Raw genomic sequence first — 15824 nt, forward strand, 5'->3', positions numbered from 1 at the left:
CATCGACCGCCGCATCTGCCCGGCGTGGTAGGCGCACTTGCCCAGTGAGAAGGCGCTCGACCGCGTCCAGCTCATCCAGACGCTGTACGCCGCGGGTCTGTCCAGCAGGACGATCCTGGATCTGCTGCCCTGCGTGGACGCGAAGGTCAACACCCCGCAGTCCCGTGCCCTGCTGAACGCCGAACGCGACCGCCTCACCCGACAGATCGACCAACTCGTCCAGGTCCGGGACCGACTCGACGCGGTGATCAGCTCCAGCGAGAGCCCGGCCAGCGGCTGCGCCTATGCGGACGCCGCCCTGCGGTGATCGCCCCCGTGCTCCCCTGGGGGCCGCTCAGCGCGCCCCGACGACGGACTGTCGCACGATCGTGGGCGGGGCGCCGGGAGCGAGGTCGGGGATGCCGTAGCGCTGGTCGAGCACCTGCATGGCGGCGCCGGCGGCGATGACGTCCGCGCCCAGGCTGGACAGGGTCACCGTCGGCGTCAACCAGTCCGCGCGCGGCACGTCCGTGCGGACGGCCCGCTCGACCGCGGCGCGGTAGACCTCCGCGTGGCGCAGCAGATCCGCGCCGGCCAGCACCACGTGGGCGAGGTCGAGGGTCTGGAGCAGGTTGACGACGCCGACGGCGAGGACGCGGGCCGCGCGGGAGACGTCTCCCGCCTCGGTGGCGCGCAGGTGGACGACCTCCAGGCAGCCGTGGCGTCCGCAGACGCAGCGGGGCCCGTCCAGGTCGACGACAGTGTGCCCGAACTCGCCGGCGTTGGTGTGCGCGCCCCGGTGGGCGGCCCCGCCCAGCCGGAAGCCAGCGCCGATGCCGGATTCGACCATGATGAGCGCCGCGTCGCCGAACGTCGCGCCGTGCCGCCACGCCTCGGCGGTGATCCCGGCGGTCACGTCCTTGTCGAGGTGCACCGGCAGGCCCAGGTGCGCCTCGGCCAGCTCGCGCAGCGGTACGTCGTGCCAGTGCCGCAGGCCGTGCGCGTCCCGGACCAGCCCGTGGGCGTGGTCGAGTGGGCCGATCATGCCGATGCCCACGCCGGTTAGCCGGCTCCGCAGCTCGGTGCCAGCGGTGATCGCGTCGATGCCGACCCGCAGGACGTCGAGGAGCTGCTCGGGGGTGAAGTCGCCGGGCAGAGGGCTGACCGTGGAGTGGTGCACGGTGCCGGCCAGGTCGACCAGGACCAGTCGCAGTGTGCGTCGGGCGACGTGCGCGCCGATCGCGTACCGGCTGTCGGGGACCAGCTCGTAGACGACCGCCGGCTTGCCGATGCCGGGGCGGCGGACGCCGGCGGAACGGATCAGCCCGTCGGCGGTCAGGCGGGCGATGACCTTGGAGACCGCCTGCGGCGTCAGCCCGGTGGCGTCGACGACCGTCGACCGCTCGAACGTCCGCGCGGTGCGCCCCACGGCCATGACGAGCGCCTGGTTGTATCCGCGCAGGAACGTCACGTCGGCTGTGGTGCGCGTCATCTCACCAGCCTATTACGCAACGCTGTTGCTAAATTCGCTCGGTGAACGGACTGAGCAGAAATCAGCGCCTGGCGGCGTTGGCGGCCCTGGCCCTGGGCGGCGTCGCGGTCGGACTGACGGAGTTCGTGGCGATGGGTCTGCTGCCCGAGATGGCACGCGGCCTGCTACCGCAGGAGTACGCCCGATCGTCGTCGAACGCGGTCGCCCAGGCCGGGTGGATGATCACCGCGTACGCGCTGGGCGTGGTCGTGGGCGCCCCGCTGATCGCCGCGCTCAGCGCGCGCCTGCCGCGCCGCAAACTCGTCCTCGGCCTGCTCGTCCTCTTCGCCGTCGGCACGATCGCGTCCGCCACGGCCCCGACGTTCGAACTGGTGCTGGTGGCGCGGTTCGTCGCCGCGCTGCCGCACGGCGCGTACTTCGGCGCAGCTGGCCTGCTCGCGGCGACCCTGATGGGCCCCGGCAACGAGGCCCGGGGCTTCGCCACAGTGCTCGGTGGGCTGACCGTGAGCAACGTGGTGGGCGTACCGCTGATCACCCGGCTCGGGCAGGCGGTCGGCTGGCGTGCGGCGTACCTGGTGATCGCCGGGGTTTTCCTGCTCACGCTGCTGGCGGTGCTGGCGGTCGTCCCGGAGGTCGCCGCGGCGGCGGACGGTTCGCCGGCCGCCGAACTGCGCTCCCTGCGGACCCCGCAGGTCTGGCTGGTCGCGGCCACCGGGGCGATCGGCTTCGCCGGGTTCTTCGCGGTCGACTCCTACATCGCGCCGGTCACCACCGACGTCGCCGGCCTCTCCGCCGCGACCGTGCCGTGGGCGCTGGTCGCGGTGGGTCTCGGCATGACCGTCGGCAACGCCCTGGGCGGCTGGCTCGCCGATCGGGACCTCCGCCGCAGCATGATGATCGGCTTCGTCGCCATGATCGTCAGCATCGGTGTGTTCAGCCTCGTCGCGTCGAACCGCGTGGGCCTGTTCGTGGGCGCGTTCCTGGTCGGCGCGACGAGCCTCTACCTCGGTCCGGTCCTGCAGGCACGCCTGATCACTGTCGCCCCCGGCGCCCAACTGATGGGCGCGGCGCTCAACCAGTCCGCCATGAACATCGCCAACAGCTTGGGCGCGGCCCTGGGCAGCGTCGCCATCGCCGCCGGGCTCGGCTACCTCGCGCCGGCCCGGGTGGGCCTGGTCCTGGCCGTCGTCGGGCTGGGCCTGGGAATCGTCAGCTTCACCGCCGGACGTCGCCGCGACCGGGAACTGGCCGCCCTCGCGGGCTGACGGCCCGCTCGGGCGCTCAGGTGACCGCTGCGGCGAGGAGGTCGCCGACAGCGGCGCGGACGGGATCGGGATCCGCCCAGGACCAGTTGGGGTGCGCCCGGTTGGTGAGCAGGGCGAGCACGAGCCTGCGGTCCGGATCGACCAGGAACGAGGGCCCTTGCCGGCGCCGGTGAAGCCGGGCAGGTAGTCGCGGACCGGCGCGCCCAGGTCGACGCGACCCTTCTCGACCTGCTGCAGCAGCAGGATCGCGGTGTAGACCTTGGTGACCGAAGCGAGGTCGAAGACGGAGTCGGGGCGCATCGCGACGCGTTGACCCGCCGCGAGGAGTTTCGGGCCGGCCGCGTAGCGCAGCGCCTCCCCGACCGCGGTGTGCACCGTCGTCCGTCCGTCGACCAGCACGACGGCGACCGCACCGGGAAAGCCGTGATGCTGGACGGTCTGCGGCGAGGCGGGGAGGTGACGCCGCAGCAGGGCCGTCAGCTGCGGGGCGTACCTGGCCTGATTGGCCGCCGTGGCCCCGCCGCCGCCGGGCGACGGGGAGGCGCTCGGCGTACCCGACGAAGTGTTCCCGGCCGCGCCGAACCCCACCCTGTTCCCCGCGGCGTCGGTGGTGGTCACCGCGTCGCCGGGGCCGGTCCCGCCCGGCCCGGTGCCGCCGCTGTCACCGCAGCCGGTGAGGGCGCCGGTCGCGGCCGCCAGGCCAGCTCCGAGCAGGGTACGACGTGCGACAGGCATGCCGGTGATGGTGACAGTACGGACGCGCGGCGCGCCAGCCTCGCTCAGACGAACGCCGACCGCGTCCAGCGACATGGTTGGTATCCGACACCCGGGCGGACGTGTCGGGGCGACGGTCGACGGTCGACGCTGTGCAACGATCGGGGCCACACCTCGTACCCCTTGGAGAGCACGATGTCCCTCTCCCCGGTTCGGGTCTTCGCCGCGTTGAACGCCGTGCGACCCCCCGACCAACCAACCCCGCGCCTGGGTAAGGCGGTGGTGGTCGGCGGCAGCGTCGCCGGGCTCCTGGCCGCCCGGGTCCTGTCCGACCACGCGGAGAGCGTGGTCCTCCTCGACCGGGACGACCCGCAGGTGAGCGGCGCCCGACCCGGCGTGCCACAGGGGACGCAACTGCACGCGCTGCTGCCCGGCGGCCTGCTCCAGCTCGAGCAGCTGTTCCCCGGGTTCCGGCAGCGGGCGCTGGCCCACGGGGCGGTCGAGGCGCCGCCCGCCGCCCGGCGCAGCTACCTCGACGGCCGACGGAAGGTGGTCGTACCCGACGACGAGGACAGCCTGGCCGGCAGCCGGCCCCTCCTGGAAGGGCTGATCCGTCAGCAGGTGCTCCGGCTGCCCAACGTCAAGACGGTCACCGCCCGTGCCACGGGTCTCGTGTTCGACGGCGACGCGGTCGCTGGCGTCCGGTACGAGGTCGACCAGGTGCCCGGCGTCGAGGGCGCCGACCTGGTGGTGGACGCCATGGGGCGGTCCAGCCGGCTCTCCGACTGGCTGGAGCAGGCCGGCTGGGAGCGGCCCGCCACCCGTCGGATGTCCGTGCACCTCAACTACGCGACAGCCCTGTTCCGCCGCCCCGAGCAGTCTCCGGAGGCGACCGTCGTCCTCGCCCTGCATACTCCGCGGACCATGACGGACATCGCCGGCGCCGCCTTCTTCGCCATCGAGGACGGCCGGTGGATGGCCATGATGGCCGGTTACGGGAAGGACCGGCCGGGCCGCACCGCCGAGGACTTCGTCCGACGGCTGCGGGAGCAGTTCCCGCCGGAGTTCGGCGAGGTCGCCGAGCAGGAGATGCTCGGCGACGTCCAGACCTACCACCACTCCGACAGCCGTCGGCGGGACTTCCACGCGCTGCGGCGGTTCCCGGCGCGACTCGTCAGCGTCGGTGACGCCGTCGCGTCGTTCAACCCGGTGTACGGGCAGGGGATGACGGCGGCGGCCCTGCACGCGGCCTGCCTGTCGGCGTACCTGAGCTCCGACCCGGACCTGAGCGAGCCCGCCCGCCACTTCCTCGCCCTGCAGAAGGTCGTGGTCGACGCCGCCTGGTCGACCTCGACCTCCGCCGACCTGGCGCTGCCGCACGTCGACGGGCCCTACCCGCGCGGCTACCGGGTATCCAGCTGGGTCAGCCGGCAGATCCTCACGGCGACCGTCACGGACGTGGCGATCGCCCGCCGGTTCAACGAGGTCGTGTCCCTGCGGGAGCACCCGCTGTCGCTGGCCACGCCCGGCGTGATCCTGGGCGCCCTGCGCGCGAACCGCCGCGCGGGCTGACGGTCGTGCGGACGCGCCGAGCGCCCGACGACGACGCCCGCCGTCGCCGATGTGCGGCGGGCGGGCGGCGTCCGGCGGTTGCGGGGGGCTAGCGCGCGTTGCCGCGCAGGATGTCGACGACGAAGCGGTGGTCGTCCAGCTGCGGAAGCCCGGAGACGCCCATCCAGCCCACGACGCCGGTGCCACGAACGCGCAGTGGCACGGCGCCTCCGGCCGCGGCGTAGCGTGCGGCCGGTAGGCCGAACTTCTCGGTGAGCGTCGTCTGCTTGTCCTGGCAGAGCCGGGCCATGTAGAGCGACGAGTGCTCGAACCGCATCACCACGCGCCCCTTGCGGCGCAGCCACGCGTCGTTGTCCGCCGTCGAACCGGGCAGGCCACAGTGGAACAACTGCCGTCCGGTCCGCCACACACCTACGGAGATCGGGAGCCCCCGCTGGGCGGCGGCGGTGACGGCCCGCACGCCCAGCTCGTACGCGTCGGTCTCGGTCAGGCCCGCGAGCTCCAGCTCGTTCTCCTCGCGCTGCAGCTCGTCCAGCGTCGGCCACTGGTCAGATGACATGTGTTTCTCCTCGTCGAGCGTCGTTCACCAGGCGCAGGGCGCGTAGTCCTTCAGGAAACAGCCGTACAGGTCCTCGCCCTGCTCGCCGCGGACGATCGGGTCGTACACCCGGGCCGCGCCGTCGACGAGGTCCAGCGGGGCGTGGAACCCCTCGTCGGCCAGCCGCATCTTGGTCGGATGCGGCCGCTCGTCCGTGATCCAACCCGTGTCGACGCTGGTCATCAGGATGCCGTCGGTCAGCATCTCCTGGGCGCTGGTGCGGGTCAGCATGTTCAGCGCCGCCTTGGCCATGTTGGTGTGCGGGTGCCCCGGGCCCTTGTAGCCGCGACCGAACTGACCCTCCATCGCCGAGACGTTCACCACGTACTTGCGGCGGGCCGCCGCGGCGGCCATCGCCGGACGTAGCCGGCTGACCAGCACGAACGGCGCGGTGACGTTACACAACTGCACTTCCAACAGCTCGACCGGGTCGACCTCCTGGACCCGCTGGACCCAGCTGTTCACCGAGTCGAGATCCGGCACCAGGCCGCCGGCGTCGATGGCGGTGGACGCCGCGATCCGCTCGGGCGACGCGGAGCCGCTGGTCAACGCCAGCGCGGTAAGCGCGTGCGGGGTGAGCGCGGTCGACTCCGGCCCGGCCGTGAGACCGCCGGCCGGGCCGCCCGGCTTGGCGAACGTGATCAGCTCCGGCAGGGGGCCGTCCGGCAGGGCCGCGGCCTCCGCGGCGATGAGCTGGGCGTACGCCCCGGGCGAGCGGCGCACGGTCTGCGCCGCGTTGTTGATCAGGATGTCGAGGGGGCCCTGGCTGCTCACCGAGTCGGCGAGGGCGATCACCTGGGCGGGGTCGCGCAGGTCGATCCCGACGATCCGCAGGCGGTGCAGCCAGTCCCCGCTGTCGGGCATCGCGGCGAAGCGGCGGACCGCGTCGTGCGGGAACCGCGTGGTCACCGTCGTGTGCGCGCCGTCGCGCAGCAGCCGCAGCGCGATGTACATGCCGATCTTGGCCCGGCCGCCGGTGAGCAGCGCGCGCCGGCCGGTCAGGTCGGTACGGGCGTCGCGGCGCTCCCGGTTCAGGGCCGCGCAGGACGGGCAGAGCTGGTGGTAGAAGGCGTCCACCTCGCGGTAGCGCTGCTTGCAGATGTAGCAGCCGCGCGGGTTGTGCAGGAATCCCGCAGTCGTGCCGGTGGTGGGGGAGGCGAGGGGGATGCCCTGGGTCTCGTCGTCGATCCGGCCGGGGGCGCCGGTGGCCGTGGCCTCCGTCACCGCCCGGTCGGCCGCGATGATGGCGTCGCGCCGCTCCTCGCGTCGCCGCTGCTTGATCACCTTGTAAAGCTTCGCGGTGGCCCGCTGCACCCGCACCACGTCCGGGTGGTCGGACGGGAGGGCCTCCAACGCCTCGAAGACGCTGAGACAGGTCTCCAGCCGGTCCCGGTCAATGCCGTCCTGACCGTTTTGGGCAATCTTGTCCACTGTCATGCGTCGCTGTCTCGTCCCGTTTCCTGTGCCGGATTCGCCGGTCCACCCCAAGTCCGACCCGAAACTGTACGCACCACGCCGTCCCGGACGCATCCCGCGCCGCGCTGCCCACCCGGGAGGACCCTCGCGCCGTCCGACACCCTGCTCAGTGTGGTGGTTGGCGTGGGGGATGCTGGTTGCGTGCAGATCACGATCCTCGGTCCCCTCGCCGTCGACGGCCGGCCGGTCCGGGGCGAGCGGTTGGCGGCGGTGCTCCGCGCACTCGTCGACGCGCGTGGCCGGGCGGTCTCCACCAGTCTGCTCGTGGACGCGGTGTGGGACGGGGCGCCGCCCGACGACGCGACCGGCGCGGTGCAGGCGCTCGTGTCCCGCGTACGCCGTCTCGGGCTGCCCGTGGTGGCGGTGCCGGGCGGATACCGCCTGCCCGCCGACGAGGTCACCGTCGACGCGGTCGAGGCGCGGGCGCTCCTCGATCACGGGCGTGCCACCCTGCGGGCCGGCGACGCGCGGGCGGCCCGCGACTCGGCCGACCGGGCCCGTGCTCTGTTCCCCGAGGTACCGGAGATCGTCACCACCGAGGACGCCCGCCTGTTCGCCGACGTCGCCGCGCTGCGCGCCGAGGCGGCGCTCGCCGGTGCGGGGCCGTACGACGAGGCGGACCTGCGCCGGCTCGCCGCCCGGACGCCCCCGGACGAGCCGTCCGCCGCCCTGCTCGTGCGGGTGCTCGCCGCGCAGGGGCGGGAGGCGGAGGCGTTGGAGGTGGTCGAGCGCCTCCGTGACGACCTGGCCGAGCGCTACGGCACCGACCCGTCAGCCGTGATCAACCAGCTCCATCTGGCGCTGCTGCGCGGCGAGCTCACCGCGCCGGCCGTCATCGCGCCACCCCGTCCGCCGGCGCGGATCGCCCTGCCCGCCGCGTGGCGCCGGCCGATGACCGCCCTCGTCGGCCGCGAGCGCGACGTCGAGGCCCTGGACGCGGCGCTCGACGAGTCGGCTCTCGTGACGATCGTGGCGGTTGGCGGCGCCGGCAAGACCCGCCTCGCGGCCGAGGTCACGCGGCGCACGGCGGCGGCCGGGCAGGCGGTACGCGTGGTCGAGCTGGCCGGGCTGCGCTCGCCCGACGAGGTGCTGCCCACGGTGCTCGCGGCGCTCGGTGGCGCGGACACCTCGACGACCGGCGGCAACCTGGGCCTCGAACGGCGGGTGCTCAGCCCCGAGGAGCGGTTGCGGGCCCTGGCGCCGGACCTCGACGGGCTGGTCGTCCTGGACAACTGCGAGCATGTCCTCGACGCGGTGGCTGGCGTCGTCGCCGACCTGCTCGCGGTGACCGCCCCGGAGGTCGCGGTGCTCGCGACAAGTCGTGCGCCGCTGGGCCTGGCCGGCGAGTGGGTGCACCGACTGACCGCCCTGCCGGACTCCGACGCGCTCGGGCTGATCGAGTCCCGGGCGCGGGCCGGCGGCGCGGTACCGACCTGGGACACCACGCGGGCTCTCGCGCTGTGCAACCGGCTCGACAACCTGCCGCTGGCCCTCGAACTGGCCGCCGCGCGACTGCGGCACATGCCGATCGACGACGTGCTCGCCGGGCTGACCGACCGGTTCGCGTTGCTCGACGACGCGCTGCGGGGCCTGCCGGAACGGCACGCGAGCCTGTGGGCGATGGTCGACTGGAGCCGGGAACTGCTCGCCCCCGACGACCGGGCGCTGCTGGAGCGGATCGCGGTCATCCCCGCGCCGTTCACCGCCGACCTCGCCGCCGCGGTCGCGCAGACCCCGGATGTGCGGCGGGGTCTGGCGAGGCTCGTCGAACAGTCCCTGCTGACCCTGGTCGACGGGGACGGGCCGCCCCGCTACCGGATGCTGGAGACCGTCCGCGAGTACGGCGAAGCCCGCCTGGACGCCGCCGGTGACCGGGGCGTGGCGATGACCGGTCTGGTCGGCTGGGCCCGGGACGAGGCCGTCGGGCTCGCCGGTCGCCTCGTGGGCCCCGGCCAGGTCGAGGCGCTCGATCGTTGCGCCGCCGAGCAGGACAACCTGGTCGCGGGCCTGCGGTGGGCGCTGGAGCAGGACGACGAGCCCGCAGTCGTCGACGTCGCCACCGCGCTGCTGCACCTCTGGACGGTGCGCGGCCTGCACCTGGAGGTCCTCGCGTGGGGGCGCGGGCTGCTCAACGTCGACGAGCCGCAGCGGCGTCGACGCTCGGCGATCCTGCGGGGCCGGGCCAGCGGCCGGCCGCTGCCGCACGGGGACCGACTCGCCTGGACGTGCGTGCTGATCAGCGTGAACAGCGGCATCAGCGCCGACCTGCGGCCCGCCGTGCTCGCTCGGCGCGCGCTGCGGACGCTGCTCGCGGAACGACCCGCCGAGGTGTCGCCGCGGCTTACCGCATTCGCCGTGGCGTTGCCCGGCTTCGACGAGTCCGACGTGGAGCAGAGCCTGAAGAGCGCGAACGAGATGATCGCGCACCCGGACCCGTACGTGCAGGCGCTCGGCCTGATCGCACGCGCGGCGGTACGGGAGAACAGCGGCCTGCCGGAGGCGTCGATCGACGACGCCGAGCAGGCCTACCACCGCTTCGAGGTCGCGGGCGACCACTGGGGCATGGCGATGGCCGCGGGTGCCGTCGGGCAGTTCCTGCTCCCCGGCAGGGAGGGGCGGTCGGCCGAGTGGCTGGCGCGCAGCGTCCGGCACATGGAGATGATCGGCGCCCAGCAGGACGCGCGGTCGATCCGGGTGCGGCTGGACGTGCAACTCGCCCTGACCGGCGACGCGGACGCGGAGCGGCGACTCGGTGAGACGGCGACGCCGGGCCAGGCCGAGCAGATGGACGTGGCGCAGGCGCTCCTCGGCCTGGCGCACCTCGCCTGGCAGCGCGAGCGATACGACGAGGCGCTCGCCCACGCCGACGAGGTGAACCGTACTCTCGCCGGCTGGACCGGGCCGCCACCGCAGCCGCGCGTGATGGTGCGGGCCTCGGTGGCGGTCCTGTACCTGCGGGTGGCCGACGCGCGGGGGGTGTCGGGCACCGACGCCGCCGCCCAGGCGGCCACGTTGCTGGCGCTCGCCCGCGACGACGCGCTGAACTCGAAGGACCTGCCGGTGATCGGGGCGTGGGCGTCGGGCGGCGCGGAACTCGCCGCGTACCGGGACGACATCGCCACCACCCGCGAACTGTCCGCGCTCGCGAAGCGGCTCGGGACGCACATGGAGCTGTTCTTCCCGAGCGGACGCAGCGAACGACTCGACGCCGCCCTCGGTGACGAGGAGCAGCGTGAGTCGTTGCTGGCCGCCTGGCGCGCCCGGCCGGTGGCCGCGGCCGTCACCCGGATCCGTGAGCTGATGGAGGACCTGCTCGTCTAGCCCGGCGTCAGACCTTCTTGCGGTACGCGCGCAGCGCCAGCGGCATGAACACCGCCACGAAGCCGGCGCACCAGGCGAGCGTCCACCACACGTGCGCGTCGAGCGGGGTGCCGAGGAACAGTCCGCGTACCGAGGCCACCAGGTGGGTCATCGGGTTGACGTTCACGAAGGCCTGCATCCAGCCGGGCAGGGTGTCGGTGCCGACGAACACGTTCGACCCGAAGCTCAGCGGCATGATCAGCGCGAACATCAGGCCCTGCACGGCGCCGGGGGTGCGCACCTTCATCGACACGTAGACCGGCAGCCAGCTCAGGCAGAGCGCGAACAGCACCGCGAGCAGGCACCCGGCGATCGCCCGGAACGGGTCGGTGTCGATCCGGAAACCCATCAGGTAACCGATTGCGAGGGTCGAGACCGTGACGATCACATACCGGACGACGTCGCCCAGGACCGCGCCGACCAGCGGCGCGGAGCGGGGGATCGGCAGCGACCGGAACCGGTCGAAGATGCCCTTGGCGATGTCGGTGTTGAGGTTGACGCCGATCGCGATGGACCCGGTGGCGATCGTCTGCGCCAGGATTCCGGGCAGCAGGAACTGCAGGTAGTCGTGGGTGGATCCGGCGACCGCGCCACCGAAGATGTAGACGAAGATGATGAGGAACAGCACCGGTTGCAGCGTGACGTCGATCAGTGCCTCGGGCGTCCGCCAGGTCTTGATGAGGCTGCGTTTGGCAAGCGCCAGCGAGTGCCGCACGAGCCGGAACGGTCGCGGGTTCACCGCGACCGTCGACAGCGCGGGGCTCGCGGTGGGTGGTGCGCCGACCAGGGTGCTCATGCCGCTACCTCCGTACGGGAAGTGGTGTCGTCCTCGGATGCCGTACGCCCGGTGAGGGTGAAGAACACCTCGTCGAGACTCGGCAGGTGCAGGGAGAGTTCGGTGACGGAGATGCCGGCGGCGGCGAACCGCGCCACGCTCTCGGTCAGGGCCGTGTCGTCGGTGACCGGCACCGCGAGCACGCCCTTGCGGATCTCGTCGGCCTGGCCGCCCGAGCCGACCTCGGTCAGGATCGCCGCGGTCCGGGAGAGCTGCGCCGGGTCCGCGGGCCGGACTTCGAGGGTCTGTCCGCCGACGACCCGCTTGAGCCCCTCGGGCGTGTCGTGCGCGATGACCCGGCCGTGGTCGATCACCGTGATCGCGTCGGCCAGCGCGTCGGCCTCCTCCAGGTACTGGGTGGTGAGCAGCACCGTCGAGCCGTTGGCCACCAGCGAACGGACCACGTCCCACATGTCCTCGCGCTTGGCCGGGTCCAGCCCGGTCGTCGGCTCGTCCAGGAAGATCACGTCCGGCGAGCCGACGAGGCTGGCGGCCAGGTCCAGCCGCCGCCGCATGCCCCCGGAGTAGGTCTTGGCCGGTCGGCCGGCGGCGTCGGTCAGGTCGAACCAGTCGAGCAGTTCGGCGGCCCGTCGCCGGGCGCCGGCGCGACCCAACTCCAGCAACGTCCCGAACAGCTCCAGGTTCTGCCGCCCGGTCAGGTCCTCGTCGACCGAGGCGTACTGGCCGGTGAGGCCGATGCTCTGCCGGACCCGCTCGGCGTCGCGGACGACGTCGAAGCCGCCGATCCGGGCGCTGCCGGCGTCCGGGGTGAGCAGCGTGGAGAGGATGCGCACGGCGGTGGTCTTGCCAGCGCCGTTGGGGCCGAGCACGCCGAGCACGGTCCCCCTGGGTACGGCGAGGTCCACGCCCTGTAGCGCCCTCGTCCTCCCGAATGTCTTGACGAGGCCCTCGGCCTCGATCACCAGGTCGGTTGTCATGTCCCAGAGCGTGCGCCGGTCGCCTGACACCGCGCCGACACCGCACCGACACCCCCGCCGACACGGGCCGACACCGGGGGCGGGCTCCAGAGGGCGACCGACGGCCCCGGGTCGCGATATGCTCGCGACGGCAGAGCGCCTGCCCGCGCCCGATGTGGTGGCCCACGCCCGACCACATGCTCGGGGCCAAGAGTCGCCGACTCCGCGCCGTCGTGTCGACCCCCGGTGTGTCCGTCACGCCGCCCGTTCGGTGAAGTGCGTGGGGCTGCACCGGAGGCGTCATGTCTGAACACCACCCCCGCCGCACCCCGACCCCGGGACGTGCCCGTAAGCGCGCCATCCGGGAGCAGGCGGCCCGCAGCGGCGTCGCCTACTCGGTGGCTGCCCGGCAGCTCGAATCGGTCGGTCTGGCACCCGGCGAGACCCTCGCCACGTACGGCCGGACGATCTATCCGATCGGCGTCGACCCGTACCGTCAACTCCTCGTCGACCGCCGCGAACGGCGCTCGTTCGACGAACGGCGGGCGGACACGCGCCGGGCGGCTGCCCTGCCGGAGGGCCGCGCCGCGCACCTCGTCGACCGTTTCCCGCCCAGCCGGGGCCCGGCCGGCACGGGAGTCGGCGGGCTCTACCACGGCGAGGGTCGGCAGGAGTTGCTCGCCATGCTGTACCTCGTGGTCGCGGCCGAGTCGCCGGGGCTGCTGCCCGAGGTGGGGGACGTCGCCTGGATCGCCGAGCTGGGCGAGGACACGGCGGTCGACACGGCCTGCGCCGACGCCGACCGCGAGGCCCGTCGGCTGCTCGACCGGGAGCCGGCGCGGCTGTGGTCGGCGATCGAGGAGGCGCTCGTCGCCGCCGAGGCCGGCGTCGACTGGCGGCTCCGCCAGGGCGCGATCCGCCAGGGCGCGCTGCTGCGCACGATGATGACACCGCGGCTGGGGTACGCGGGCGAGCCGTACGTGCCGGGACTGCCGATCACCGGCGTACGGCAGATCCTCGACGCGCTGCTGATCGTGGCCGACGACGGGCACGCTCCGGGCACCCGGGTACGTCGTGTCGCGGGGACGGACGACGCTCAGCTGGCCACGATAGTCGGTGCGCGGTGGGGTTCGGCCGGGCCGCCGGTGGGCTACCTCGTCTGGCCTGACCGCGCGACGACGCCCGTGTCCGTCCCGGCCGACGGCCTGGTCGTGCTGGCCGGTCAGGAGTCCGTCGGGCGGTGAGCCGGCCAGCGTCGGGTCCACGGTCCGGAATCCGGGGTTGGTCGCCTCGCCGGCCGCTGCCATACTGACGGTGGCGCCCGTCGATGTCAGTTGGGCCCGGGGGAAGCCCTCCGCAGAGCGCGGACGGTGGGGGTCGAAACCCGGAGGCCGCGATGGACCTTGTCCCCGACGCTGACGCCCTCTCCAGCCTGTTCGACCTGCTCGGCGCCGTGCTGCAACTGACCGCCGCGGTGGTCAGTCTCGCGGCGGTCGTCACCGCTCGCGGGCGTCGCCGCCGGCGGGGCGGGATCCATAACCCTGGGGTACGACCCAGAGAGGATGACCCGCAATATCCATGCTAATCAATACGATGACCGCTATCTCGATCAGGTGCGCTCACAAGGCGTGCCGTTCCGAAGCGGAGGATTGCATGGTTCGCTGGCGTACCCTCACTGGCCTGGTGGCCGCCGCGCTGGCTGCGGCCAGCCTCACCCTCGCGGCGCCCGCTGCCGCGGCCGACAGCCCCGTCACGCCGAACGTCGTCGGCGGCACCCGCGCCGCGCAGGGCGAGTTTCCGTTCATGGTGCGGCTCTCGATGGGGTGCGGCGGGGCCCTCTACAGCTCCCGGCTGGTGCTCACCGCGGCGCACTGCGTGGGCTCGACCGGCACCAACACCAGCATCACCGCGACGCTCGGGACGGTCGACCTCCAGTCGTCCAGCCGGATCACCGTCCGGTCCAACTACGTCTACCGCGCTCCCGGCTACAACGGCGCCGGGAAGGACTGGGCGCTGATCCGCCTGGCCACCCCCGTGACCGGGCTGGACACGTTGAAGATCGCCACCACGACCGCGTACGACAGCGGCACCTTCACCATCGCCGGCTGGGGTGCCGCGCGCGAGGGTGGCAGCCAGCAGCGGTACCTGCTCAAGGCCACCGTGCCGTTCGTCAGCGACTCCACCTGCAACTCCAACTACGGCGGCGACCTCATCCCCGCCGAGGAGATCTGCGCCGGCTACGCCAGCGGCGGTACGGACACCTGCCAGGGCGACTCGGGCGGCCCGATGTTCCGCCGCGACGCCACCAACGCGTGGATCCAGGTCGGCATCGTCAGCTGGGGCAACGGTTGCGCCCGACCCAACTACCCGGGCGTCTACACCCAGGTGAGCTACTTCGCCTCGTCGATCGCCTCGGCCGCGGCGAGCCTCGGCGGCTGACGACCCGCTGACGGACGACCTCGGGCGGCTCGGACGACCACGGTCCGGGCCGCCCGAGGGTGTGGCGGCACCGGCTCGCGGCTCGGCCGCGGCGCGGCCCGTCCGCTGCGGTGCGGGGTGGCCGGTGCGGGCCCGAGTGGCCCAGCCGACAGATTCGGCGGGCCGCGCGCTGCGCGCCGTCGGAGGCGGCCATGATGGGTCGGTGCAGATCCTGTCCATCCAGTCGTCGGTCGCCTACGGCCACGTCGGCAACTCGGCCGCCGTCTTTCCCCTCCAGCGACTCGGGCACGAGGTCTGGCCCGTCCTGACGGTCCACTTCTCCAACCACACCGGGTACGGCGCGTGGCGCGGGCCGCTGCTGGCGGCCGCCGACGTGGCCGAGGTGATCGCGGGCATCGCCGACCGGGGGGTTCTCGGTGGCGCCGACGCGGTGCTGTCGGGCTACCAGGGCGATCCGGCGATGGGCGCCGTGATCCTGGACGCGGTGGCCCAGGTCAAGGCCGCCAACCCGGCCGCGGTGTACTGCTGCGACCCGGTGATGGGCGACATCGGCCGGGGCATGTTCGTCCGGCCCGGCATTCCGGAGTACCTGCGCGACACAGTCGTGCCGCGCGCCGACATCATCACGCCGAACCACTTCGAGTTGGACTTCCTGGCCGGCCGCACGACGTCCTCGCTGGCGGAGGTGCTGGAGGCCGTCGACGTCGTCCGTGCCACCGGGCCGCGGCACGTCCTGGTCACCAGCGTGCTGCACAGCGACGTGCCGGCGGGCGCGCTGGAGGTGGTGGCGGTCTCCGACGAGGGCGCCTGGGCGGTGACCACCCCGCTGCTGCCGATCAGTCCGAACGGCGGGGGTGACGTCACCGCGGCGCTGTACCTGGCGCACCTGTTGACCTCCGGCTCACCCGCGACCGCGTTGGAGCAAACCATCTCCTCCGTCTTCACCGTCCTGGAGGCGACCCTCGCGGCGGGCACCCGGGAGATCCAGCTGATCGCGGCACAGGACGCGATCGCCGAGCCGCCGGTGACGTTCACTGCCCGCCGGCTGCGCTGACAGCCGTCCGCCGCTGCGAGCCGGCGCGGGCGGTCCGCCACGTCGCCGCCGCGCGGCGGTCCGCCACGTCGCCGCCGCGCGGCGGTCCGCCACGTCGCCGCCGCGCGGCGGTCCGCCACGTCG

12 protein-coding genes and 1 pseudogene are annotated in these 15824 nt (G+C 73.4%); 7 read left to right on the forward strand and 6 right to left on the reverse strand.

The features are described 5' to 3' along the window. Nucleotides 1-37 precede the first annotated feature (37 nt). Entirely contained in the window at nucleotides 38-307 is a 270-nt protein-coding gene (locus ACFYPR_RS30165; protein WP_387263904.1) for a MerR family DNA-binding protein, read from the forward strand. A 27-nt stretch (nucleotides 308-334) separates the two neighbouring features. On the opposite strand, the gene ACFYPR_RS30170 is transcribed toward ACFYPR_RS30165, so the two are convergent. Further along, nucleotides 335-1471 carry an ROK family protein gene (locus ACFYPR_RS30170; protein ID WP_354862474.1) on the reverse strand — a complete coding sequence of 379 codons (1137 nt, stop codon included), beginning with the start codon at nucleotides 1469-1471 and terminating at the stop codon, nucleotides 335-337. Between the two features lie 41 nt (nucleotides 1472-1512). Here ACFYPR_RS30170 and ACFYPR_RS30175 point away from each other — a divergent pair, with 41 nt between their 5' ends. Further along, entirely contained in the window at nucleotides 1513-2736 is a 1224-nt protein-coding gene (locus ACFYPR_RS30175) for an MFS transporter (protein WP_387263907.1), read from the forward strand. Nucleotides 2737-2898: 162 nt separating this feature from the next. Here ACFYPR_RS30175 and ACFYPR_RS30180 read toward each other — a convergent pair. Then, nucleotides 2899-3546: pseudogene (locus ACFYPR_RS30180) on the reverse strand (serine hydrolase); the annotation flags it as partial. 99 nt (nucleotides 3547-3645) lie between these two features. Here ACFYPR_RS30180 and ACFYPR_RS30185 point away from each other — a divergent pair. Beyond that, nucleotides 3646-5022, forward strand: a complete 1377-nt coding sequence (locus ACFYPR_RS30185) for an FAD-dependent oxidoreductase (RefSeq protein WP_387263910.1) — start codon at nucleotides 3646-3648, stop codon at nucleotides 5020-5022. An 88-nt stretch (nucleotides 5023-5110) separates the two neighbouring features. Here ACFYPR_RS30185 and ACFYPR_RS30190 read toward each other — a convergent pair whose 3' ends face one another. Further along, nucleotides 5111-5581, reverse strand: coding sequence for a heme-degrading domain-containing protein (locus ACFYPR_RS30190; protein WP_363939575.1), 471 nt, complete (start codon nucleotides 5579-5581; stop codon nucleotides 5111-5113). Between the two features lie 24 nt (nucleotides 5582-5605). Further along, nucleotides 5606-7057 (reverse strand): SDR family NAD(P)-dependent oxidoreductase, encoded by a 1452-nt coding sequence (locus tag ACFYPR_RS30195; protein ID WP_387263912.1) that lies wholly within the window; start codon nucleotides 7055-7057, stop codon nucleotides 5606-5608. Nucleotides 7058-7237: 180 nt separating this feature from the next. Here ACFYPR_RS30195 and ACFYPR_RS30200 point away from each other — a divergent pair, with 180 nt between their 5' ends. Continuing rightward, on the forward strand, nucleotides 7238-10417 hold the full coding sequence (locus tag ACFYPR_RS30200; RefSeq protein WP_387263915.1) for a BTAD domain-containing putative transcriptional regulator: 3180 nt from the start codon (nucleotides 7238-7240) through the stop codon (nucleotides 10415-10417). A gap of 7 nt (nucleotides 10418-10424) precedes the next feature. On the opposite strand, the gene ACFYPR_RS30205 is transcribed toward ACFYPR_RS30200, so the two are convergent. Then, entirely contained in the window at nucleotides 10425-11252 is an 828-nt protein-coding gene (locus tag ACFYPR_RS30205) for an ABC transporter permease (RefSeq protein ID WP_354862289.1), read from the reverse strand. Next, nucleotides 11249-12229, reverse strand: coding sequence for an ATP-binding cassette domain-containing protein (locus ACFYPR_RS30210; RefSeq protein ID WP_354862287.1), 981 nt, complete (start codon nucleotides 12227-12229; stop codon nucleotides 11249-11251). Before ACFYPR_RS30210 ends, ACFYPR_RS30205 begins: the two co-directional genes overlap by 4 nt. 281 nt (nucleotides 12230-12510) lie before the next feature. Between ACFYPR_RS30210 and ACFYPR_RS30215 the strand changes: the two genes are divergently transcribed. The 3 genes from ACFYPR_RS30215 to pdxY all read left to right on the forward strand — a co-directional run bounded on the left by ACFYPR_RS30215 (nucleotide 12511) and on the right by pdxY (nucleotide 15701). Next, complete coding sequence (locus ACFYPR_RS30215) at nucleotides 12511-13452, forward strand: hypothetical protein (RefSeq protein WP_387263919.1); 942 nt, start codon at nucleotides 12511-12513, stop codon at nucleotides 13450-13452. 409 nt (nucleotides 13453-13861) lie between these two features. Further along, on the forward strand, nucleotides 13862-14647 hold the full coding sequence (locus ACFYPR_RS30220) for a serine protease (protein ID WP_355136640.1): 786 nt from the start codon (nucleotides 13862-13864) through the stop codon (nucleotides 14645-14647). A 202-nt stretch (nucleotides 14648-14849) separates the two neighbouring features. Beyond that, a complete protein-coding gene (pdxY, locus tag ACFYPR_RS30225; RefSeq protein WP_387263923.1) occupies nucleotides 14850-15701 on the forward strand; it encodes a pyridoxal kinase PdxY in 852 nt (283 codons plus the stop codon). Nucleotides 15702-15824: the final 123 nt, after the last annotated feature.

Source organism: Micromonospora sp. NPDC005254 (genome assembly GCF_042872525.1).
Lineage (GTDB): Bacteria > Actinomycetota > Actinomycetes > Mycobacteriales > Micromonosporaceae > Micromonospora.

Bases quoted from the DNA above. Each gene is read 5' to 3' on its own strand.
- ACFYPR_RS30170 (WP_354862474.1), bottom strand. From the start codon at position 1,471: ATGACGCGCACCACAGCCGACGTGACGTTCCTGCGCGGATACAACCAG.
- ACFYPR_RS30185 (WP_387263910.1), top strand. From the start codon at position 3,646: ATGTCCCTCTCCCCGGTTCGGGTCTTCGCCGCGTTGAACGCCGTGCGA.
- ACFYPR_RS30190 (WP_363939575.1), bottom strand. From the start codon at position 5,581: ATGTCATCTGACCAGTGGCCGACGCTGGACGAGCTGCAGCGCGAGGAG.
- ACFYPR_RS30195 (WP_387263912.1), bottom strand. From the start codon at position 7,057: ATGACAGTGGACAAGATTGCCCAAAACGGTCAGGACGGCATTGACCGG.
- ACFYPR_RS30205 (WP_354862289.1), bottom strand. From the start codon at position 11,252: ATGAGCACCCTGGTCGGCGCACCACCCACCGCGAGCCCCGCGCTGTCG.
- ACFYPR_RS30210 (WP_354862287.1), bottom strand. From the start codon at position 12,229: ATGACAACCGACCTGGTGATCGAGGCCGAGGGCCTCGTCAAGACATTC.
- ACFYPR_RS30215 (WP_387263919.1), top strand. From the start codon at position 12,511: ATGTCTGAACACCACCCCCGCCGCACCCCGACCCCGGGACGTGCCCGT.
- ACFYPR_RS30220 (WP_355136640.1), top strand. From the start codon at position 13,862: ATGGTTCGCTGGCGTACCCTCACTGGCCTGGTGGCCGCCGCGCTGGCT.